Below are 21,673 nucleotides of genomic sequence, written 5' to 3' on the forward strand. Positions count from 1 at the left end.
GGTTAATCCCCTCTCCCCATGACCATGGGGAGAGGACGGGAGCCGAGCTTTGCGAAAGCGACCGGGTGAGGGGCTACCCCAAGCAAGCCCCTCACCCGGCCTTCGTTTCACTGCGGCCACCTTCTCCCCGCAAGCAGGGAGAAGGGAAAGATATGCGGCCCTAAATCAAATCCGCAGCCTCATAAACATCGGCCAGCACATCCAGCGGCACCGCGCCGCACAGAAGGCCGGTATCATGGAAGCGCTTGATATCGAAGCCCGGCTTCGCCTTGGCGGCATCGCGCAGGCGCAGCCATTCGATCTTGCCGACCATGTAGCCCAGGGCCTGACCGGGCCAGACACAATAGCGCTCGATCTCCGCGGTCGCCTCGCCGCGCGCCTTGCCGGCGGTCTCGACCATATAGGTGATCGCCTGTTCGCGGCTCCAGCCCTGCGCGTGCATGCCGGTATCGACCACCAGCCGCACGGCGCGGAACAGGGCGTCGTGCAGGTAACCGATGCGGCCGGCCGGATCGGAGTCATACATACCCATCTCGCCGGCCAGTTGCTCGGCATAGAGCGCCCAGCCCTCGACATAGGCGTTGAAGCTGGACAGCTTGCGCAAAGGCGGCAGGCCTTGCGTTTCCTGTTGGATGGTGCCCTGCAGATGATGGCCGGGAATGGCCTCGTGATAGGTCAGGGTCGGCAGCGTCCAGCTCGGCAGTTCCGAGATATCGCGCAGATTGATGTAATACATGCCCGGCCGCGAACCATCGAGCGTGCCCGGACTGTAATAGCCGCCCGGCGCACCGGCCTCGGTCGCCACCGGCACGCGCTTGACTTGCACCTGCGTTTTCGGCAGCACGCCAAACCACTGCGGCAGCCGCGCCTGAATGGTCTTCACCTTGGCATTGAGATCGGCCAGCAGCTTTGCCTTGCCCGTTTCGTCGTTGGGATAAAGATACTGCGGATCCTTGTACATGGCCTGCATCCGCTCGGTCACCGGGCCCTGCGACCGGCCCAGTGCGCGGAAGCGGCTGTCCAGTTCGGCGGTGATCTCACTGACCTTTTGCAGCCCCAGCCGGTGGATATCGCGCGCGCTCAGGCTGGTCGAGGTGTTGAGCTTGATGCAACTCGCGTAATAGGCCTCGCCATTGCTCAGATTGCGCACGCCGGCGTCATGCTTCGCCACGGCCTGCTGCGCCACCAGGGTATCGATCTGACGGCTGAGCGCTTCTTTCACCGGGCCGGTAACAAGCGCGGTGGCCTGCGTTTGCCAGTCGCCGCCAGAAACCGGCGTGATGCCCTTGGCGGCGGTGCGCGTTACCAGAGAATTGATCAGGGTCGAAGTCAGCGGATCGACATCGCGCAAGGCCGTCAGTTGCTTGATCGTGACGGTCAGGATGAAATCGGGCGGCACAACGCTGCGGGCGAAATCGGCCCGGATGCGCGCCGTTTCCTGATCAAGCACCACGGCAAAGGCCGAAAGCCGGCTGAGATAGGCGTGCGCGTCGGCAGCGGTCTCGATCGTGTGCTGGCTGTCGAGGAAGTCAGGGATATACTGGTAAGCGCCCGATAACTGGCTGATCAGGTAGGGATTGGGGAAGCCGCCGCTCCACAGACCACCCGAAGGCGCGCTGTCACCGAAATTGAAATTGCGCGCCAGCGCCAGTTGGTTGCTCAGGTCCCACAGCACAGTATCGTAATTGACCCGGTCCGCCGCCGCCATCTGCTCGCGCGACAGGGCGTTCAGGCGATCGACCGAGCGCTTGAGGCGCGTCACCGTCGCGGCCTTGCTGGCCTCGCTGCGGTCATCGAGCTTTGATTTCAGACCGGCATACGGGCCTTTGTCGAGGCCGGCATAGGTGGCCAGGGCCGGCGAGGCCATCAGCATGTCGTGCAGGATGGCGTCAAAGGCCGACTTGAGCGCGGCCGCCAGTTCGGGCGGCGTGACATCGGGCACCGGCGGCGGGGGTGGCGGCTCGACCGGCTTCGCCCTGGCAGGAGCGGTCTTCTTGCTGGCCTTGCCCTTGGTTTTCTTGGTCGAAGCCTTGGTCTTCTTGCTGGATTTCGTGGTCTTCTTCGCCGCCGGCTTCTTCTTTTTCGCGGCCAGCGCCTCGGAAGCGGTCATGCCAAGCAAGGCGCCCAGGGCACCGACAAGAAAACGGCGATCAATCATCACAAACCCACTTATGCTTTTTTTGCGATGCGAACCTAGGACGAACTTGTCACGTCTGCAACGGGGTGCAGGTGAATAGTTTGTCATCATACAGGCAGATAGTCAGGTTCTCTTACGAAAGAAGAGGCTCCAGATGATGACGCCCAGCCCGACGATTAGAAACAGGGCATAGAACAGACCATAGCGCGCCATGATCGTTTCGAGACTTTCGCCGTAAATGCTATAGCGCTTAAGTGCAAATATAACCGGCGTGGCCAGTACGACGACGACGATAACCCAAACAGGCGCAGATTTTTTCTTCTTTTCCAGAATGCCCCCCCAACCAGATAACAATGACATTTACATGGACACCCCAATTTGTCCATTTTGTCGTTCACGCGATTCTGATCCCTTCTTTATAATCGCGCCTTTGCAGGGCCATGTTTCGTCGTTAAGAACGATTCTCATTATTTCAGGCATGCAATTCAGGAACCTCCCATGTCCCATCTCACACACGCCTCCGCGCTCGCTGCCGTCCTTACCCTGTGCGCCGTGCCGGCTATGGCGCAAACACCGGCCCCGGCAGCTGCCCCCCTGCCCGCCACGAGCCCCCTCAGTGGCAAGCTGGCCGGCAATGGTGGCGCCGATCTGGGCACCATCACGATCAAGCCCGCCCCCAATGGCGTCATCCTGCGCGTGGAGGCCAAGGGCCTGACGCCCGGCTGGCACGCCATCCACTTCCATGAAAAGGGGTCGTGCAGCGACGAGAAATTCGCCTCGGCCGGCGGCCACGTCCATAACGCCACCCCGGTTAATCACGGCCTGCTCAATGGCGCCGCCAACGACGCCGGCGATCTCACCAACATCTTCGCGGGCAGCGATGGCACCGCTAACGCCGAGATCTATTCTTCGCTGGTCACCGCCAAGTCCGTCGATAGCCGCCCCGCCCTGATGGACGCGGATGGTTCGTCCGTGGTCATCCACGCCCTGCCCGACGATTACACCACGCAACCCATTGGCGGCGCCGGCGTGCGCGTGGCGTGTGCGGTTATCCAGTAAGCCCCCTTCAGCCGGTGAGTTGTTGCAGGCTCACCGGCGGGGCAAAGCGCGTTTGCGGCCGACCGACGAAATCATGGCTACCGACATGGGTAAGCTCGCCCGCCGTATCCAGCCAGACCTTGCCGCCGATGGCGCGCCAGCGGTGACAAAAGGCAAAATCTTCGCTGAGATAAAGGCCGTTCTCAGCTTCAATCAGGCATTCAAACAGGGCGACATGCTGCACACCCAGGTCCTTCGGACGAGGGAAGGCATGGACATGACCGTATCGCAGCTTCGGATAGGCGTCTCGCATCGCCTCAATACAATCGCGGCGGATCAGCATGAAACCGGTGCCGGCATAGGCCCCCGTAGCGAAATCGCCAGACCACTCTGCATCGGCATAGGGTGTGCCGACATAGTGCAGAGTTGCATCTTCGGGCGGCGCCACGCCATCAAGCTGCTCCCAGTCGCGCACTTTCAGCGGATAAATCCCCGCCACCAGCGGCTTGTCCGCCGCCAGCATCCGCGCCACCTGCTCAGGTTCGAAACCAATATCGGCGTCGATGAAGAGGATATGGGTCAATTCCGTGGCCAGAAACGCCGAAACCAGGGTGTTGCGACTGCGGGTGATCAGAGAATCATGGCCCAGCATGGCCAGGGTCATGGTGATGTCACGCGTGGCGCCATAGCCCATCAGGGAGATGACCGACTGCATATAGGTCTGTGTCACCTGCCCGCCAAAACACGGCGTAGCGATGAAAACGAGGGGTTTTTGCGACAAGCGAGGACTCCGGCAACTGAACTGAGTCGCCAGTAGAGCGGTATCATGCGGCAGCAGAACGGCGGGGAGGTTTCCGACTTGTCAGACGTGTGTCGGGGCTGAAATCTAACGCCATCAGATTTAGGCCGGGTTTGCCGGTGTGGTGCCGGCGTCTTCGGTCACAACCGGTTGCGGATCGCGCGGCGGGCGCAGCATGATCTTGAGACGGCGACGCATCATATGCCCCGCCATGAACATGAACAGAATGATCGCGGCCATCAGCCAGAAGGACAGGCCACGGATGACCATTTCATCGCCACGCGTGAAATAAGAGCCGACGCCATCACGGAAATGCGGCTGGATAAAGCCTTCAGCGATGCGCGTCACCGTTGGGCGGACGCGGTAGAAATGGTCGATATAGACCGGCAACGCGATGGCCGGAATGGCGGCGAAAATGCCGGCGGCCATGACGCGCAGGGCAGCACCTGAAGATTTTGGTTTCGACATTTTGGTCTTCTGAATAGTTGTCATAGCCGCATCATAGGGCCGCTAAACCTAAAGGCTCAATGTGGAACTTATGCGCCCAACGGCAGGGACAATTGCCGTTTCGCCGCCGGAATCACCGGCGCCTCATAATGGCGCGCCTTGACCACGGCCTTGACCGGATAGGCCAGCCGCTCGGTCACCTTCGGACGCCCCAGCAGGGTGACGCGCGGCGGCGCCTGCGGCACGACCGCCGCCTGGCCATTGAAGGCCATCCGCACCATGCCGCCGCAGGTGTCGTCGGTGCAGCGATATTTCCATTCCAGCAGGTCGACAAATTCGACACCGAGATGGTTATCGATCAGACCTTGCACACTTTCCCCCCAATGCCGCCCGCAGCTTCTGCAGGTGACACCGATCTTCGTATCGCGCGGCAGGTCTTTCACTTGCGGCGGACAGGCGTAGAGCTTGGTATCCAGCATAGGAACATTCCTTGGCATGAAGGCCTCAGGGCGAAGGCCTCGTTGATGTTCTTAATATGTTCCGCATGTGGATAAGTGTCAAGGGGTGGAACAAAAAGAAAACACGCGCAATCTCCGCCGGACCTTTCCACGCTTGCGACAGCCCATAAAAATACACAACTTTAAATGCTCCTTGCAATTATCCGATTGTCAGTAAATCTGTCTTGAGGCTGCAGAGAGGGAAAAGCGCCTTAATGGCCTCGAAGACCTGCTGAAACGGATGGACCAATGACCGGCGAAAAGATCTGAGAAAGCTCCCATGAAAAAGCCTCTGAAAGCCACCGCGGGCATCCCCGCCTCCGAGCTCATCGACGAAACCATCCAGGCCTATGCTGACTGGCGCGGCGCTACCCTTGCGCACCTGCGTGCTCTGATCAGGGAGGCCGATCCGGATGTCATCGAAGAGTGGAAGTGGAACATCCCCGTCTGGTCACATGACGGCATCATCTGCACCGGCGAGACCTACAAGGCCGCCGTCAAGACCACCTTCCCCAAGGGCGCGTCCCTGCCCGATCCCTCCGGCCTGTTCAATGCCAGCCTGGAAGGCGCCACCCGCCGCGCTATCGATGTCCGTGAGGGCGATACGATCGATGCCGAGGCGTTCAAGGCGCTGATCAAGGCCGCCATCGCACTGAACCGTCAAAAGGCGAAAGCCTGATCACCGAGCGCCGCTGCGTCGTCATCGAACGCGACTTTCCCCATATACCGGAAAATCTGTGGCGCGCGCTGTGGCGGCGCGAGAAGCCTGATGTCACGGCGTTATGGTCACGATCACGCGGCCATAACGCGTCAGCGGCGGCGTGCCCTTGTCCATCACCTTGACAATAAAATGCGCCGTCTGCGTCGTCGTTACCACCGGTGCCGTCACCGGCACACGGTAGAGGTTTTCCGCGCCCTGAATCGGAATGGGCTGGTCGAGCGTTCCCGCTTCGGGATAGTTGAACCACAAATAGCTGAGGTTATCGCCATCCGGATCGCGGCCGGTGGCGCTCAGATGAAAGCCGGCGCCGGACTTGACCGTGATATGATCCGGCTGCCCCAGGGTCACCACCGGCGGATGATTGGCCTCGGCATAGGGCTTGACCGTCCAGTCCATGCGGGCGGCGAAATCGTTCTGGAAATCCTTGCGCCAGCGACCGACCGTGATACGGGCGCTTTTCACCGTCTTGTCGAACAGCTTCACCGACTTGCCGATGTCATTGGCCACATAGGGCGTATAGCTGTCCGCCGAATTGGTCCAGATCGGGCGCGGCTCCTCGCCCACCGGCACCCCGCCGGTAAAGCCCTTCGGATCGAGATCGGCCAGTTTGGGGATCGAGATCCGGTAACGACCGCCCCAGCCGCCCCAGTCCGGATGGTCCGGCGCGTTCAGGCCATTAGGGATCAGCGCCAGATAGGATGGCGTGTCGCCTTCCATGCCGTAGCCGACATCGGGATACTGCGCCCCCAGCGGGCCATGGCCCTGCTGGATATGCTCCGCCAGCCAGGCATTGCTGATCTCTGTGTTATCGAAGCCCGCCTCTTCGGCCAGGATTCCGGTCCAGGTCGCCACGGCATAGCTGCCCGGGCTGACAATATAGAACAGGTCGGGGAAATGCGTCCGTATCCAGATGCCGCTGTCGTCCTGATCGGAGATCGTATAGACGCGCAACCTGGCGATCAACCGCTTCGCCTCTGCCGGACTTTTCGATTGCCGGATGCGCCACAGCGCCTGAGCCAGCGTGTTGGTGCCGCCCCATGCCGTCACCCACAAAGGCCGCGGATCGGGCGTTTCCAGCGCGCGGATCAGGCGGTCAGACCCGGCTGAATCCTTGCCCTCGCCCACCCCCGCCATGCCGTAGACCGGCAGGCCCTCGCTGATCACACCCAGCAAGGCCTTCGCTTCCGGGAAACCGGCCTCATGTTTGAGCAGGTTCGGCTGCACCTCGCCATAGGCGCCGACAATCCGCCGGATCGTCTCCGGCGCCACAAACGTCTTCTGGTGCGTTGAGGTGGTGGCGACCAGACCTTCGATATCGATCTCATTGGCATAGAGCAGCAGCCGCACCAGCGACATGCTGTCATCCGGATCGGCCTCGATATCGGTCAGAACGAATAACCGTTGCTTTTCCGCCGCCTGCACCGGTGCACTCACGAGCGCCAGAACCAGCGCCGCCGCAATCAGCTTCCCAAACATGTTACCGCTCCCTTTTTATCTTTACGGCAACCTATTACGGCCTGCTCCCCGGCACAATAAAAAACGGCCCCGGAGACTCCGGGGCCGCTGTCTAAGGGCGCACATGGGGCAGCGCAAGGATGAGGCGCCCTAAAGGCCAGCCCTAGCGACAGTCCGCCGTCCAGTTGCGCACCAGATCGCGCGTCAGCAGGCCCGAAGGCGTCAGGTCAGCATCGGTCCATGGGCCAGTTGGCGACACGCCGGGCTTGAAGATCGACGCCGCTTCGGCCTTATTGCTGACGGCCCAGTTGGCATTGGACAGGCAGTTGGCCTTCAGGAACTGAAACCATTTGCGGGTCTCGTCCGGCACGGCCGCGCCATTGCCATCGGCATTGACGCTGCCCCATTCGCTGACGAACAAAGGCGCTTCAGCGGCAATCGCGGCCCGGGCCTTGGCGCGGATATCGTCCTTATGGGTGCCGGCGTAGAAATGCAGGGTATAGGCGATATTGCGCCGCCCCTTGATCGGATCGGCCGCCGCCAGATCGACATCCTGGTCCCAGGTGGGCGTGCCCACTAGGATCAGATTGTCCGGATCCATGGCGCGGATAGCGTCAATCACGGTCTCGGCATAGGGTCTGATCGTCTTCGGCCAGCTAACATCTCGCAACGGCTCATTATAGATCTCATAGATCACGTTCGGCGTCTGGCCATAGGTGCGCGCCATGTCGCTGAAAAAGGCCACAGCCGCCTGCGGGTCCTTGTCAGCATGATGCGAATGCCAGTCTATGATCACATAGATACCCTGCGCAATCGCGGCATCGACAATCGTCTTGACCCGCACGCGGTTGGCCTCCGGCGACTCGGCATAGCCGCCGGGCCCGTCAATCCCCATGGCGGCGCGCACCACGGACACGTTCCAGTCCTTGGCAAAATAGGCCACGCTCTGCGGGTTATAAAAGCCCGACTGGCCAAAATCGGTGTTTGACCAGAAGTAACTGACCCCGCTCAAGGCCGTCATCTGGCCCTGGGCATCGACGACATGCTTGCCCGAAATCGATAAGGCCCCATGCACCTCGACAGGGGTTTGCGCGTGAACCGGCGTCGTCATCAGTAAGGTGAGGGCCGCAAGACCAGCGGAGATCAGTTTCATGGGTAGACCTGCCTGTATATATCGTTAGCGGCGAGCATAGTCAGGAAACGGCGATCCCTCAACAGTATAAAAAAACGACCCCATCGCTGGGGCCGTTTAAGACTTGAGCCATGACAGCCCTAAACGAGAGATTTAAGTCGCATAACAGCCGGCATTGCTTCACCTGGCAGCAGCCACAAGACCATCGAGCCAGTCCTGATGACCATTGATCATGGGATTGGGCCGCGTCTGCGCCAGTTCGGCTGCCGGCTTGCCCTTCTGAGTTTCCTGCGTCAGGATTCGCACCCGTCCGCCCGGCAAGTCTTCCACAAGCCAGGCATGATGTACATCCAGTCGGGTCTCCCCCTCGCCGGCCCAGCCATGCCAGGCCACACGTCCCGGCAGGCCCGCTGGCGCCACATATTCCACGACCTGGGCCTCAACGGGAAAACCAAAGGTCTCAAAATAGAAGCGCACGCCCTCTGCCAGTTCCGGCCCCTTGTCCTCATAAAAACGCACGTTGGCGGAATTGGCGTAATAGATGGGCCACGCGGCTGGTCGGCTAAGCAAGGGCCAGACTGCGACGGCACTTAGACCGGCGACTATGACCTCATTGGAGCAGAAATTTTCAGTAAAACCGGGGACGTAGTCCTGCGGCCAGATAATCTCGTTCATGACTTTACCTTTCTAATGCGGATACGGTTTCCCCTTGGCCTGAACGCAAAATGGGCGTAGGCGTGATATAAATCAAATAGATATATTGCATGATTGATATAGATATGAATGATATCAAGGCTTTTGACCTCAACCTCCTTAAGGCGCTCGATGCCCTGCTCGATGAACGCAGCGTCACGCGGGCCGCCGTCCGCCTGGGCCTGACACAGCCTGCCATGAGCGCCATACTGACGCGCCTGCGAGGCATTTTCGGCGATGCACTCTTCGTCCGCAACCCGCGCGGCATCACCCCCACCTTGCGAGCACTGGAACTGGCAGCACCAGTGAAGGAAGTTTTAGGTGGGGCGCAGAGGCTGCTTAAGCCCGCGACTTTCGATCCGGCTACCGCAGAGATGACCTTTTCACTGGCGGCCACCGATTACGCCCTGCAAGCGATTGTCGTACCCTTTCTGGTCCATCTGCGCACCAGAGCGCCAGGCATAAGGGTGGCGATACGACCGATGGAAGAGGACAGCGTTCAAGGCCAATTCGAGCGAGGCGATCTCGACCTTGCCCTCTCAACCCCCGGCAGCGCTCACCCCGGCCAGTATTCCCGCCGCCTGTTCGAAGAGACCTATGTCTGCGCCATGGGCGCCCGGCATCCGCACGCCAGCGACACGCCCCTGTCCCTAGAAACCTTCTGCGCGCTCGATCACGCGCTGGTCTCTTATTCCGGCGAGCGTTTTCGCGGCGTGACCGATGACGCGCTAGCCCGGATCGGCCGCGAGCGCCGCATCGTCCTGACCGTCACGAGTTTCCTTGTGCTGGCGGAAATCCTGCGGACCACGGATATCATCGCAATCATGCCGCGCCGGCTGGCTGCGGATAGCGAAGGGCTCGTAATCGTCGATCCGCCAATCGAAGTGCCCGGCTTCACCAAGGTCGCCCTCTGGCATGAACGCACCCATCGCAATGCCGCACACCGCTGGATACGCGCCCTGCTCTTTTCCGCACAAAAAAACGGCCCCATCACTGAGGCCGTTTAGGACTTGGGCGATGACAGCCCTAAGCGAGAGCCTTGAGTTGCATAACAGCCGGCGCACAATGCAGGTACTTTGGTACCTGCGAGAGCGACTGCGTATTAGGCGGCCTGGGATCGAAGCTTAGGCGTCGGTACGGACGCGCTTCTTGCGGAACGAAGGATTAAGTTCCTTCTTGCGCAGGCGGATCGACTTCGGCGTCACTTCGACCAGTTCATCGTCTTCGATATAGGCGATGGCCTGCTCCAGCGTCGGGCGACGCGGCGGGGTCAGGCGGATGGCTTCGTCCGTACCCGAGGCGCGGATGTTGGTCAGTTGCTTGGTCTTCATCGGGTTGACATCGAGATCGTCGAGACGCGAGTTCTCGCCGATGATCATACCCATATAGGTCTTTTCGTTGCCGCCCACGAACATGGTGCCGCGCTCTTCCAGCTTCCACAGCGCAAACGCCGCGGTTTCGCCGTCACCGTTCGAGATCAGCACGCCCTTGCGGTTCTGGTCGATGATGCCCTTGTAGCCTTCATAGTGCGAGAACACGCGGTTCAGCACGCCGGAGCCGCGCGTATCGGTCAGGAACTCGCCCTGATAACCGATCAGCGAGCGCGAAGGCGACTTCAGCGTGATGCGCGTCTTGCCGGCGCCCGAAGGCCCCATGTCCTTCAGTTCGGCCTTGCGGGCCGACAGCTTTTCGATGACCACGCCGGTGAACTCTTCGTCGACGTCGATCACGACGTCTTCGATCGGCTCCATCTTCTCACCGGTTTCCGGATCGATCTTGAAGACCACGCGCGGACGCGAGATGGCGACTTCAAAGCCTTCGCGGCGCATGTTTTCGATCAGAACGCCCAGTTGCAGTTCACCGCGGCCGGCCACTTCAAAAGCGTCCTTCTCGTCGGTTTCGGTCACGCGGATGGCGACGTTCAATTCAGCTTCCTTCAGCAGGCGCTCACGGATAACGCGCGACTGCACCTTGGTGCCTTCCTTGCCGGCCAGCGGCGAGTCGTTGACCGAAACGGTCATCGAGATCGTGGGCGGATCGATCGGTTGCGCCGGCAGCGCGTCGGTCAGGCTCATGTCGCACAGCGTATCGGCAACCGTCGCCTTGGAGAGACCGGCGATGGCGCAGATGTCACCGGCTTCGGTGCCTTCGTCGACCGGCTGGCGCTTCAGGCCGCGGAAGGCCAGCACCTTGGTGATGCGGCCGCGCTCGATTTCAACGCCGTCACGGTTCAGCGCCTTGATGGCCAGGCCTGGAACAGCCTTGCCCGAATTGACGCGGCCGGTCAGCACGCGACCGAGGAACGGATCGGATTCGATCAGAACGGCCAGCATCTGGAACGGCTTGTCCTTGTTTTCGATGACCTTCGGCTCAGGCACGTGCTCGACGATCAGGTCGAAGAGCGGCCCCAGGTTATCCGACGGCACGTTCATGTCCATCGTCGCCCAGCCGTTCTTGCCCGAAGCGTAGATGTGCGGGAAGTCGAGTTGCTCGTCGGTGGCGCCCATGATGGCGAACAGGTCGAAGGCTTCGTTGTGGACGCGATCCGGATCAGCGTGCGGACGGTCGACCTTGTTGATGCAGAGGATCGGACGCAGGCCCAGCTTCAGCGCCTTGCCGAGCACGAACTTGGTTTGCGGCATGACGCCTTCTTCGGCGTCGATCAGGATGACGCAGCCGTCCACCATCCCGAGGATGCGTTCGACTTCGCCGCCGAAGTCGGCGTGGCCCGGGGTGTCGATGATGTTGATGCGGGTTTCGCCGGCCTTGCCGTTCCACAGAACGGAGGTACACTTGGCGAGAATGGTGATGCCGCGCTCGCGTTCCTGGTCGTTTGAGTCCATAGCGCGCTCGACGGTGGCTTCGTTGGCGCGGAAGACGCCGGATTGCGCCAGCAGGGCGTCGACAAGAGTGGTCTTGCCATGGTCAACGTGGGCGATGATGGCGATGTTACGCAGGTTCATTCGGGGCCTTTTAAACGCGCAAAAGCCTCTCGACAGAGAGGCCGGAAGGGTTGATTCATTCGGAATTGCGCGCTCTATAACCGAATCCGGCGCAAAAGGCTAGTGCAGCCGGTGGATTATTTTCGCGGGTGCGAAAAGCTCATACGCGCACAGAACCCGATGCTCGCATGACATCATTACAAATGAACACCCCCGCACCACTGCAATAAAACTTATGGGCGTATAGTCTAAGCGTTCACCTTGCTCCGGCGGGCTTAAGATAGCGGCTTCTTATAAAGATGCAGAAAGCGCCCGTTCCTATGCAAAACCACGCCACCCGCGTACTTGTTGTCGATGACAACTATCCGTCCGCCATGACCCTCACCTGGGCCATGGAAGGCAACGGCCACAATGTTCGCACCTGCCACAATGGCCGGGATGCCGTTGAAATGGCCCTGAGCTTTCATCCGGAGGTCGTTCTTCTGGATATCGGCATGCCGGTTATGAACGGTCTGGAGGCGTGCCGCGCCCTGCGGCAGCAGCCGCATATGAATGACGCCATGATCATTGCGCAGACGGCCTGGGACGATGCCGGCATGCGGGGGGAAACCCTTGCCGCCGGCTTCAATTTTCATCTGGTCAAGCCCATAGATCTGGCTGAGGTCGAGCGCCTCGTCCTCACCACCCATCACCCTTAGACGACCCGCCTTCAACCTATACAAGAATTAGATTTCGTATTATCATCAAAAAACATGCGCGGATTGGATATCGCAAGCCCGTTTTGAGCGCAGGCCCTTCCCTGAAATTCGACCTGAACAGCCCCCGCAGCAGATCGGGATCACGGGTCGCTGTGGAAAGATATCCTGAATGCGCCTCGCCCAGTTTATCCGCGACAACATAGAGCTCATCGTGGGTGAATGGGAGGCCTTCGCCCGGAGCCTTGTACCGGAGTCCGACTATATGGGCCCCTTGGCCCTGCGCAACCATATCCACCAGATTCTGGCTTTCGTGACGGCCGATATCGAGTCCGCCCAGACCGATGCTGAACAGGTGCGCAAATCGCATGGCGAAAAGCCCGAAAGCCTCTATCCCAGCGCCGCGGAAGTCCATGCGTCCTTACGCTATGACGGCGGCTTCAACATGGACCAGATGGTCTCGGAATACCGCTCCCTACGCGCCAGCGTCATCAAGCTGTGGCAAGCCGCCGGCCCGGAATCCGGCATCGAGGACATGCGCGACCTGATCCGCTTCAACGAGGCGATCGACCAGGCGCTGACCGAGTCCATCTGCGACTACACCAAGAAGATGGATCTCTCCCGCAACCTGTTCCTCGGCATTCTCAGCCACGATCTGCGCAATCCGCTCGGCGCCATCTCGATGTCGGCCCAGCTCACCATGAAAATCGGCGCCTTGAGCGAACGCCAGACCATGCTCCAGTCGCAGATTTCCGACAGTTCGTCCCGCGCTACCGCGATTGTCTCAAGCCTGCTCGACCTGACCCGCGCGCGGCTGGGCTCCGGCCTGCCGATCCTGCGCGAAGCGATGGATATCGGCTTCATCAGCAACCAGTTGGTCGATGAAATGCGCGTGCTGCACCCCAACCGCGATTTCGTGCTGACCGTTTCGGGCGATACCACCGGCGACTGGGACAAGGCGCGCATCGGCCAGGTGTTTTCCAACCTGCTGGGCAACGCCGTCCAGTATGGCTTTCGCGGCGCGCCGATCACCATCCGGGTCGAGGGCATGCCGCGCGAGGTGGTCTTGAGCGTCCATAACGAAGGCGTTCCGATCAGTGAGGACGCCATCGGCACCATTTTCAACGCCCTGACCCGTGCGCCCGCCGTTGCTGACGACACCCAGCGCACGCCCCTCACCAATCTGGGTCTGGGCCTCTATATCTCCAAGGAAATCGTCACGGCGCATGGCGGCAAGATCTGGGTGACCTCGTCCGAACGCGAAGGCACCACGTTTACGGCCTCCTTCCCGCGCACCGTGAAGACGCCGGAATGACGGATGAAGATGGGGTGCGTTAGCTTAACTTCATAATTAAACGGCTTTAAGCAAGAAACCCCACCACCAACGCGCAAGCGCGCGTCGGTCCCCCTCCCCGGCATAGCCAGGGAGGTATAAGGCAGAAGACAGGCGCTTAACCTTATACCTCGCCAGCTTTGATGGGGAGGGGGACCGCACGAGGCCGAAGGCCGATCGGATCGCCGATGCGAATGTGGTGGTGGGGTTTCTGGCTGTCTTTCATCATACGGAAAGATGCCCCCTCCGTCAGCGACACCAGCCCTGCGCGCTTCGCTTGCTCGACACCTTCCCTCACAACGAAGTTGCCGCTTTGCAGGGGAGGATAAACAAAAATATCCCCCCCCATCATCCGGCCTCATCATAGCCCGATGGACAGCTCTGCCGATCCGGCGACACAGACGAAGGATGATGCAACGGCGCTGGCCACGCGCCGGCTGACCCTTCGCGCCTATGCCGATCATATCGCGCAGGTGATCGAGGGCATGGACCTGCCTGAAAGCTTTCTGGAGGCCGAACGCGCCGCGCGCGCCGTCACCGTGGCCGACCGCATGGTCCAGCAACTGCCCCTGACCGACACCGACAGCACAACCGACACCGGCGTCATCAAGCCGCCGCGCCAGCGCCTGCGCGTCTTCGCCGACCAGTTGATCAAGGTCATCGGCCATATCCCCGATCCGGACAATTTTCTGGAATGCGAACGCGCCGGCCGCTGCGTGCTGGCCACCGACCGCATGCTCTGCCAGCTCTACGAAGCGCCGCAAACCCACACAGGCGCCAAGACAAAAGGCCACGGCGCGCGCGATACCGACGACGAGGACGAATACGAAAGCGCCGACGGATCGGATAACGAATGGGGTGCGGCCTTCCTTGCCAAGGTCGAGCGCATGACGAGGCTCCACGCCGAAAACTGCGGCATCTGGCCCGACGGCACGCCGTGCGCCAAAGGCGAACCGGAGCCGGACTATCCGTGGGACGCCCCCGACCGCATCACCCTGACCCGCTGCCGGAGCGAGGAAGCCACCCAGAAGGACAAGGACCGCTGGCCGGCCATCCTGATCATCAGCCGCGTCAACGCCGTCACCCGCGCCATGGCCCGCCGTGACGGCCACTGGCCCGACCGGTCGCCCTTTGACGAAAACGACCCGGATTATTACGATATCACCGCGCGCTATGAGCAGGATGTCCTCAAACGGCCGCCCCCCGATATTCCGCATCCGCCCGATAAGCACGATCGGATCGTGCTTCCCGTGGTGGCTGGTGCGCAACCCGCATTTCAGACATTCGGCCCGCGCACGGGGCTGATGGCGCTGACTGTAATATAATCGTCAAACATAAGGCCTAAGCCAGAGATACCTTCCCTGTGAGAGTATCCATGCGCCAGACCTTACTGACCCGCCGTCACGCCTTGCTGGGCGGCGTCAGCGCCCTCCTGTCCACCACCGTCGCGCACGCCGGCCCTTTGGCGTCGGCGCAAAAGCCGTTTGGCTTAGGCGTCGCCAGCGGTGATCCGTCGGCGGATGGCTTTGTCATCTGGACGCGCATCGCGCCCGATCCGCTGGCGCCCGATGGTCTGGGCGGCCTGACCGCGCCCGCCACGGTCAAATGGTGCGTCTATCACGACGCCGCCCTGACGAAGCCGGCACTGAGCGGTGAAGTCACCACGCATCCGGATACGGCCCACAGCGTCCACGTCGAGGTCGCCGGTCTGCGTCCGGACCGCTTCTACTGGTATCGCTTCGAGGCGATGGGGGTGCAGAGCCCGGCCGGCCGCGCCCGCACCCTGCCGCTGGAAAACGCCTCGCCCGCGGCGCTCAAACTGGTCTTCGCCTCGTGCTCGCACTATGAAAAAGGCTATTTCAGCGCCTACCGTCATATGGCCGCCGAAAACCCCGATTTCGTGCTGTTCCTCGGCGATTATATCTATGAATACAGCTACAAGGACACCTCGAAACTGGTGCGCCAGCATGAGCGCAAGGACGAGGTGACCGACCTGGCCGGTTATCGCAACCGCTACGCCCTCTATCATATGGACGCCGACCTTCAGACTTTGCACGCCAGCACCTCCTGCCTGATGACGTGGGACGATCACGAGGTGCAGAACGACTACGGCGGCTTCCTGTCGCAATATATGAAGGACGATTCCGGCATGGTGGCGCGGCGCATGGCCGCCTATCAGGCCTATTACGAGAACATGCCGCTGCGCCGGTCGTCGCGCCTGATCGGCACGCGGCTCGATCTCTACAAGGGCTACCGCTTCGGCGCGCTGGCCGAGATCAACATGCTGGATGGCCGGCAATATCGCTCCGCCGCCGCCTGTCCGGTCGGCGACAGCCGCCGCGGCCATGTGGTCGATGATAGCTGCTTAGACCGGCTCGATCCGAAGCGCAGCATGCTCGGTTTCACGCAGGAGGCCTGGCTGTTCGACCGCTTCCGCAAGAGCCGCGCGACGTGGAATATCCTCGGTCAGGATCTGCTGGCCACCTCCCTGCTGCAATCGGGGAAGGACAAGGACAAGAATCCGATCGTCGGGCACTGGACCGACGGCTGGGATGGCTATCCGGCGACGCGCGACCGCTTGATCAAGGCGATGCAGGGCACGAAGCTGAAGAATCCGGTCATGCTCGGTGGCGACATCCACTCCTACTGGGCGACCGAACTGAAGGCCGACTTCCGCGATCCGGAAAGCCGGACGATCGCCAGCGAGTTTGTCTGCACCTCGGTGACGGCCGATATGCCGGCGTATAAGGCCTTCGCCGACATGCTGCCGCAGAATCCGCACGTGAAGTATTTCAACAGCCGCACCAACGGCTATGTCGCGGTCGAGGTGACGCCAAAGCGGCTGATGAGCCGGTTTATGGCAATTTCCGACCGCACCGATCTGAACGCGACGGTCTCCACCGAGATCGCCTTCGCGGTCGAGGCCGGAAACGCCACGGTCAATGCGATCGCTTAGTTGACGCGGACGGCCTTGGTGATCACCACCGGTTCGGCCAGCATCTGACCGGCCCAGCCGCCTTCACGGGTATGCTTGTCAATCCGGCCATTCAGGATGGCGTGGACCACGTCCATGCCCTTGATGACGTGGCCGAACGCCGCATAGCCGAGCTTTTCGTTGTCGGACGCCTTGGGGCCGGCGTCGAGATAGGTGTTGTCGCCCACCATGATAGTGAATTCATTGGTGGCGGTGCCGGGTGCGAAACGCGACATCGAGATCACGCCGTCGGTATGGCTGAGGCCGGTCATCTTGGTCAATTCATGGGCAATCGGCGGATAGGTCAGGCCTGAGGCGCCGGCCTGGACAAAGCCGGTCTTGCCGTCCTTCAGCGAACGCCAGAAGGTGGCGCCGTCGAACTTGTGCGTATCGAGATAGTGCAGGAAGTTGGCCACGGTGATCGGCGCCTTCTTCTGCTCCAGCAAAATGACGATCTCGCCCTTGGTGGTTTGCAGGCTGACAGTTACCGTATCCGGCAAGGGCGGCGGCGGGGCGGGTGCTGCCACAGGCGCGGGCTTGGCCTCGGTCTTTTTCGGCGCAGGCTTGGAGCAGGCCGCCAAAGTGCCAGCAAGGGCGCTAAGCGCGAAAGCCGCACCGGTCGCCAAAAATCCACGTTTGTTATGATCCACCGTCACACTCCTTGTACGCTGCGCCGAAGTATCGAAATTTCAGCCGCTTTGGCAAGCCTATTTAGAGGTGGTTTCGCGCCCCATGTGACGATCAGCCCATTGAATGAAGCTCGCCATGTTCGGCGTATCGGTATGTCCGCCGACATGCTGCCGCCAGGCGAGTTGGCCATCCATCAGTTCGGTCAGGGGTGGTGGCATCTGTGCCGTGCGATAGTCATTGCCGACACCCAGGTCCTTGGCGCCGAGCAGCTTCCAAGCCGAACCGGCCGCCACCGTCGCCATATAGCTGCCCTGCTGATCGAGCCATTTGGCATCGCCTTCCTTGGGGATACCATAGGAGATAAAGATCAGGCGCGGCGCGGCAAGGGCGATCAGTTGATGCGCATCCACCGGCAGGTCGCCGGCGTTTTTCGGGCCGCCATACTTCAGGAAGTTGCCGGCCATCCAGTGATACTCCCCCTCGCCGGTCAGGTTCTCGACCGCCTCGCCGAAATTACGGCGGTGCGGTTTGGCCCCGCCTTCGCCGGATGATCCGATCAGACCCATGTAAAAGCGCTGATCGAACGCCATGGTGACCAGCGCCGCCTTGCCGTAACGCGACACGCCCTCAATACCGACATGGTTTTTATCCACATCAGGGCGGGTCGAGAGATAATCAAGGGCGCGGCTGGCGCCCCATGCCCAGGCTCTGAGGGCGCCCCAATCCTCGGGCTTGCGCGGCTGGCCCTGATTGGTCAGGCCGATGATGCCCCGGGTAAGGCCTGCACCATTATCCGCCTGGAAGCTGCCCGGGTTGATGAGTAGGACGCCCCAGCCATCGCCGAGCAGGTGCTGCAGGCGTTCCAGCATGCCGGCCCGCGCGGCGGCCTGAAAGGGCGCCATGCGCGGATCGACATTGGCCGGTTCCGGTTCGGGCTTGAGTGGCGCGGGGAAACGGATCGGCGACCAGTCGAACATGATCAGTACCGGCGCCGGCGTCTTGCTGGCGGCGGGCATGATCAGCATGGCGTCGATATCGGAAGTGATATCGGGAGCCGCACTGTTATCGGCATGACCGGTCAGGTGCGTGGCCACGATCGCCATGCCCTCCAGGGTTTCGGCTTCACTGGCCTTGATGCGCCACGTCACGGCCGGCACATGGGCGGGTACACGGCCATAGACCTCGCGCTCAAAGGCCGCGACGATCTCCGGCCGGCGCTGCTGCCACCACTGATCGGGGCTAGTGACCGGCTGACCGTTGTCGCGCGTCAGGATATCGGGCCAGTCGGGGTAAGGATTGGCCCTGGCCTCATCGTAATTGGCATGGTCTGGGGCGTTTTCATCGCCATTGGCGCCCGGCCGCAAGGTCTCGATGTGGAGCTGGTCCATCATGTTGCGGTGGTCCTGCGCGGTGGTAAAGGTCACCGGCTCGGCCATGACCTGCGCCGGGGCGCAAAGCGGTAGCGCTAACATGGACAGGGCCAGAACGGCCCGCAAAACTGGTGTCATGACATCTCTCCCATGCCGCGCTCATGCGGGCGGCTTGGTGCTACTGTCCCATGTAATCGGCCGGACGGAAAGATCAAAAAAAGCGGAAGATGCACGCACCTTCCACCTTCAAGACTTTTACGCTAGCACTACTTTGGCATATTATTCTTGGCGGGCTCGGCGAGGCGTTTGTCACAGTGGGGACAGCGCCTTGGTGGCGGTCGCATGAAGAGGTCGAGAATGGCCTGGCGGATGGCGGGCATTGTCGGCTGAGGCGGTGGCCCCCCGACTTTTTTTTTTCGTCCCGCTGCTTTGAGGCGGCGGGATTGGAGAAATGCAAAAGCGATCATCGCCATTAGACAATGTCGGTGCAAACCGGTCCATGACCTGCCTTCGAAGTGATCAAGCCCAAGCTCTTCCTTGAGTTGCTGATGTGCCTGTTCGCAGATCCACCTTGCCTTGATAGCCGCGGCTAGCATCTTGAGGGGGGCGTCGGCAGGCAGGTTTGACAGGTAGTATTTCTGTTCTCCGGTTGAACGCCTTTCCCCGACCAGCCAGACCTCCTCCTCGCCAGGCATGGCTTGGACACGACCGTCGCTCATACGATGCCTGTGGCCATCTGCGACCCGAACGCGGCAAGCGGCAAACTGGCAGTTCAGCTTGCCTTTGGTTCCGCGCCGCCAACTTACTTTCTTCCATTTCCCATCAGCCAACATCTTTTCGGCAGAGACAGCAACATCGTCAGGGACATGGTATTTGCGCCGCCTTCCGGTTGCCGCTTCCGGGAAGATTAGGCCGACGTCTGCCTGATACACATTCTGACGCCGTGATATGCCGACGGCCCACAACAGGTCGCGCTTGCTCAGGGCCTCGCGGAACGGCCCGCTTGACCCATAGCCAGCATCGGCCAGCACGCACCCGAACCGGGCCCCAGAGGCTATAACACGATCAATTTCCTCAATGGCGATCTCCGGCTTTGTCAGGGCAACCTGGCATTCTTGCGGGACCCGAGCCCGGTTCATCCGCGCGACATCATTCGTCCAACTCTCGGGCAAGAACAGGCGCAGGCCCACCATCACAGGCACTTCGCGCGATGCCAGCGTCACCGAAACAAGCGACTGGCAGTTGGACGTCTTGCCAAGCGAGGAAGCATATTGCGCCGCCACGCCAACCGAATGGCTGCCCTTTTTCGGCAGCGCCGTGTCATCGATGACAAGATAACCGGCATCATCCCCCACCAGACGGTCGGCCTCCTTCAGGAGAACGGCTTCAAGCGGTCCACTTTCCCAAACGCCGTCAGAGACAAAATGATGGAGTTGGTCATAGCCAAACTCGCCATCGCGGGCGGCCATCGGCTGGACACTCTTGCGGTCACCCGGGCCAATCAGGCCTGCAATATAGGCAGGGCACAGCCGCATCCGGGTCTTATGCCGCAAGGCCACCAGGAAGGGCGTCAACCAATCTTCCAAATCTACGCGCCAATGTTCCGACATCGCCAGTCTCCTTAAAGCTGGCTCTCTATGAATCACGCAATGTCAGCCGGGGGAATCCTCAAAATTCATTTTCTGCCAAAGTAGTGCTAGTGTTGTGACTCTAACGCCTGTCGCCCCCTGGCGACCTTTTCAAGAATGTCTGTAGCGGATTTGGTCCAAACGAAGGGCTTTGGATCGGCGTTGTGATGATCGAGATAGTCTTGAATTGCGCCTTCGAGTTCGGCGACACTCTTGAACACGCCGCAGCGGATGCGATCGCCTGTTATCAAGCCGAAAAAGCGTTCGACCTGATTGAGCCAGGACGCCGAAGTGGGGGTGAAATGCATGTGGAAGCGAGGATGTTTGGCCAGCCATGCTTTGACCGCCGGATGCTTATGGGTGGCATAGTTGTCGGCGATCAGGTGCAGGTCGAAGCCCTTGGGCGTGCTGCGGTCGATGAGTCGAAGGAATTTGAGCCATTCCTGGTGCCGATGACGTTTCATGCATTCGCCGATCACCCTGCCGGTGGCGACATCGAGGGCGGCGAACAGTGTCGTCGTGCCATGCCGCTTATAGTCGTGGGTCATCGTTCCCGCCCGCCCCTTCTTCATTGGCAGGCCCGGTTGGGTGCGGTCCAGCGCCTGGATCTGTGACTTCTCATCGACCGAGAACACCAGTGCCCGGTCCGGCGGATCAAGATAGAGACCGACGACGTCCGTCACCTTCTCGACGAACTGCTTGTCGTTCGACAGTTTGAACGTCTTGGTCAAATGGGGCTTGAGCCCATGCGCGCTCCAAATGCGCTGTACGCTGGTGTGGCTCAGACCCACCGCCTTGGCAAGCGTGCGCGCGCTCCATTGCGTGGCAGCCGGTGGCTTCTGTCGCAGCGTCATCTCGACCACACGCGCAATGACTTCGGCGCTCAACGGCGTCTTACGGCCAGGCCGGGTCGCGTCGCGCCCAAGCCCATCGACACCCTGCTCAAGATAACGATCGCGCCAGCGGTAGGCCGTCTTCTTGGTCTTGCCCAGCGTCCGCACAATCGACGCCAAACTCGCCGCGTCCGCCCACATCAGCACGATCCGCGCACGCCAAACAAGCTTCTGCGGCGTGTTCCGGTCCGCCACCCAACCTTCCAACCGCACCCGAGCCTCAGGCGACAGCAACAGCCTTTTGTCCATGTCCATCGACACAAACTCGCATATTTGCAAGATCAAGGGA

19 protein-coding genes and 1 pseudogene are annotated in these 21,673 nt (G+C 61.0%); 7 read left to right on the plus strand and 13 right to left on the minus strand.

Annotation, left to right across the window (positions count from 1 at the left end; translation table 11 throughout):
• Positions 1–160: 160 nt before the first annotated feature.
• Positions 161–2,158 carry a DUF885 family protein gene (locus tag ABQ278_RS14135; protein ID WP_349320143.1) on the minus strand — a complete coding sequence of 666 codons (1,998 nt, stop codon included), beginning with the start codon at positions 2,156–2,158 and terminating at the stop codon, positions 161–163.
• 102 nt (positions 2,159–2,260) lie between these two features.
• Positions 2,261–2,497 carry a hypothetical protein gene (locus ABQ278_RS14140; protein ID WP_349320144.1) on the minus strand — a complete coding sequence of 79 codons (237 nt, stop codon included), beginning with the start codon at positions 2,495–2,497 and terminating at the stop codon, positions 2,261–2,263.
• A 138-nt stretch (positions 2,498–2,635) separates the two neighbouring features.
• Between ABQ278_RS14140 and ABQ278_RS14145 the strand changes: the two genes are divergently transcribed.
• Positions 2,636–3,196: a superoxide dismutase[Cu-Zn] gene (locus ABQ278_RS14145; protein WP_349320145.1), complete on the plus strand. Its 561-nt coding sequence runs from the start codon at positions 2,636–2,638 to the stop codon at positions 3,194–3,196.
• A gap of 7 nt (positions 3,197–3,203) precedes the next feature.
• Here the strand turns inward: ABQ278_RS14145 and ABQ278_RS14150 are convergent, their stop codons facing one another.
• The 3 genes from ABQ278_RS14150 to ABQ278_RS14160 form a co-directional block, all read right to left on the minus strand.
• Complete coding sequence (locus ABQ278_RS14150) at positions 3,204–3,956, minus strand: hypothetical protein (protein WP_349320146.1); 753 nt, start codon at positions 3,954–3,956, stop codon at positions 3,204–3,206.
• Between the two features lie 120 nt (positions 3,957–4,076).
• Positions 4,077–4,442, minus strand: coding sequence for a hypothetical protein (locus ABQ278_RS14155; protein WP_349320147.1), 366 nt, complete (start codon positions 4,440–4,442; stop codon positions 4,077–4,079).
• Positions 4,443–4,510: 68 nt separating this feature from the next.
• Positions 4,511–4,900 carry a hypothetical protein gene (locus ABQ278_RS14160; protein WP_349320148.1) on the minus strand — a complete coding sequence of 130 codons (390 nt, stop codon included), beginning with the start codon at positions 4,898–4,900 and terminating at the stop codon, positions 4,511–4,513.
• Positions 4,901–5,198: 298 nt separating this feature from the next.
• On the opposite strand from ABQ278_RS14160, the gene ABQ278_RS14165 reads away from it, so the two are divergent.
• On the plus strand, positions 5,199–5,597 hold the full coding sequence (locus tag ABQ278_RS14165) for a DUF1801 domain-containing protein (protein ID WP_349320149.1): 399 nt from the start codon (positions 5,199–5,201) through the stop codon (positions 5,595–5,597).
• A 93-nt stretch (positions 5,598–5,690) separates the two neighbouring features.
• Here ABQ278_RS14165 and ABQ278_RS14170 read toward each other — a convergent pair whose 3' ends face one another.
• From ABQ278_RS14170 to ABQ278_RS14180, 3 genes are all read right to left on the minus strand, one after another.
• Positions 5,691–7,115, minus strand: coding sequence for a nucleoside hydrolase-like domain-containing protein (locus ABQ278_RS14170; RefSeq protein ID WP_349320150.1), 1,425 nt, complete (start codon positions 7,113–7,115; stop codon positions 5,691–5,693).
• A 142-nt stretch (positions 7,116–7,257) separates the two neighbouring features.
• Positions 7,258–8,247 carry a glycoside hydrolase family 5 protein gene (locus tag ABQ278_RS14175; protein WP_349320151.1) on the minus strand — a complete coding sequence of 330 codons (990 nt, stop codon included), beginning with the start codon at positions 8,245–8,247 and terminating at the stop codon, positions 7,258–7,260.
• A gap of 159 nt (positions 8,248–8,406) precedes the next feature.
• Complete coding sequence (locus tag ABQ278_RS14180; RefSeq protein WP_349320152.1) at positions 8,407–8,901, minus strand: SRPBCC domain-containing protein; 495 nt, start codon at positions 8,899–8,901, stop codon at positions 8,407–8,409.
• An 89-nt stretch (positions 8,902–8,990) separates the two neighbouring features.
• Between ABQ278_RS14180 and ABQ278_RS14185 the strand changes: the two genes are divergently transcribed.
• Positions 8,991–9,926, plus strand: coding sequence for a LysR family transcriptional regulator (locus ABQ278_RS14185; protein ID WP_349320153.1), 936 nt, complete (start codon positions 8,991–8,993; stop codon positions 9,924–9,926).
• Between the two features lie 117 nt (positions 9,927–10,043).
• Here the strand turns inward: ABQ278_RS14185 and typA are convergent, their stop codons facing one another.
• Positions 10,044–11,882, minus strand: coding sequence for a translational GTPase TypA (gene typA, locus ABQ278_RS14190; protein WP_349320154.1), 1,839 nt, complete (start codon positions 11,880–11,882; stop codon positions 10,044–10,046).
• Between the two features lie 299 nt (positions 11,883–12,181).
• Here typA and ABQ278_RS14195 point away from each other — a divergent pair, with 299 nt between their 5' ends.
• The 4 genes from ABQ278_RS14195 to ABQ278_RS14210 all read left to right on the plus strand — a co-directional run bounded on the left by ABQ278_RS14195 (position 12,182) and on the right by ABQ278_RS14210 (position 16,845).
• The gene (locus ABQ278_RS14195; RefSeq protein ID WP_349320155.1) at positions 12,182–12,559 is read left to right on the plus strand and encodes a response regulator; all 378 of its coding nucleotides are present in this window, start codon (positions 12,182–12,184) and stop codon (positions 12,557–12,559) included.
• Positions 12,560–12,728: 169 nt separating this feature from the next.
• Entirely contained in the window at positions 12,729–13,871 is a 1,143-nt protein-coding gene (locus ABQ278_RS14200; RefSeq protein ID WP_349320156.1) for a HAMP domain-containing sensor histidine kinase, read from the plus strand.
• 389 nt (positions 13,872–14,260) lie between these two features.
• Positions 14,261–15,214, plus strand: coding sequence for a hypothetical protein (locus tag ABQ278_RS14205; RefSeq protein ID WP_349320157.1), 954 nt, complete (start codon positions 14,261–14,263; stop codon positions 15,212–15,214).
• Positions 15,215–15,264: 50 nt separating this feature from the next.
• On the plus strand, positions 15,265–16,845 hold the full coding sequence (locus ABQ278_RS14210; protein ID WP_349320158.1) for an alkaline phosphatase D family protein: 1,581 nt from the start codon (positions 15,265–15,267) through the stop codon (positions 16,843–16,845).
• Here the strand turns inward: ABQ278_RS14210 and ABQ278_RS14215 are convergent.
• The 4 genes and pseudogenes from ABQ278_RS14215 to ABQ278_RS14230 form a co-directional block, all read right to left on the minus strand.
• Positions 16,842–17,513, minus strand: a complete 672-nt coding sequence (locus ABQ278_RS14215) for a peptidylprolyl isomerase (RefSeq protein WP_349320159.1) — start codon at positions 17,511–17,513, stop codon at positions 16,842–16,844. The genes ABQ278_RS14210 and ABQ278_RS14215 overlap by 4 nt on opposite strands.
• Positions 17,514–17,570: 57 nt before the next feature.
• Positions 17,571–19,001, minus strand: coding sequence for an acetylxylan esterase (locus ABQ278_RS14220; RefSeq protein ID WP_349320160.1), 1,431 nt, complete (start codon positions 18,999–19,001; stop codon positions 17,571–17,573).
• A gap of 246 nt (positions 19,002–19,247) precedes the next feature.
• Positions 19,248–20,473, minus strand: a pseudogene (locus tag ABQ278_RS14225) (IS701 family transposase); the annotation flags it as partial.
• 86 nt (positions 20,474–20,559) lie between these two features.
• Entirely contained in the window at positions 20,560–21,639 is a 1,080-nt protein-coding gene (locus tag ABQ278_RS14230; protein WP_023447558.1) for an IS630 family transposase, read from the minus strand.
• Positions 21,640–21,673: the final 34 nt, after the last annotated feature.

Origin of the sequence: Asticcacaulis sp. MM231, from assembly GCF_964186625.1 — a bacterium.
Taxonomy (GTDB): Bacteria; Pseudomonadota; Alphaproteobacteria; order Caulobacterales; family Caulobacteraceae; genus Asticcacaulis.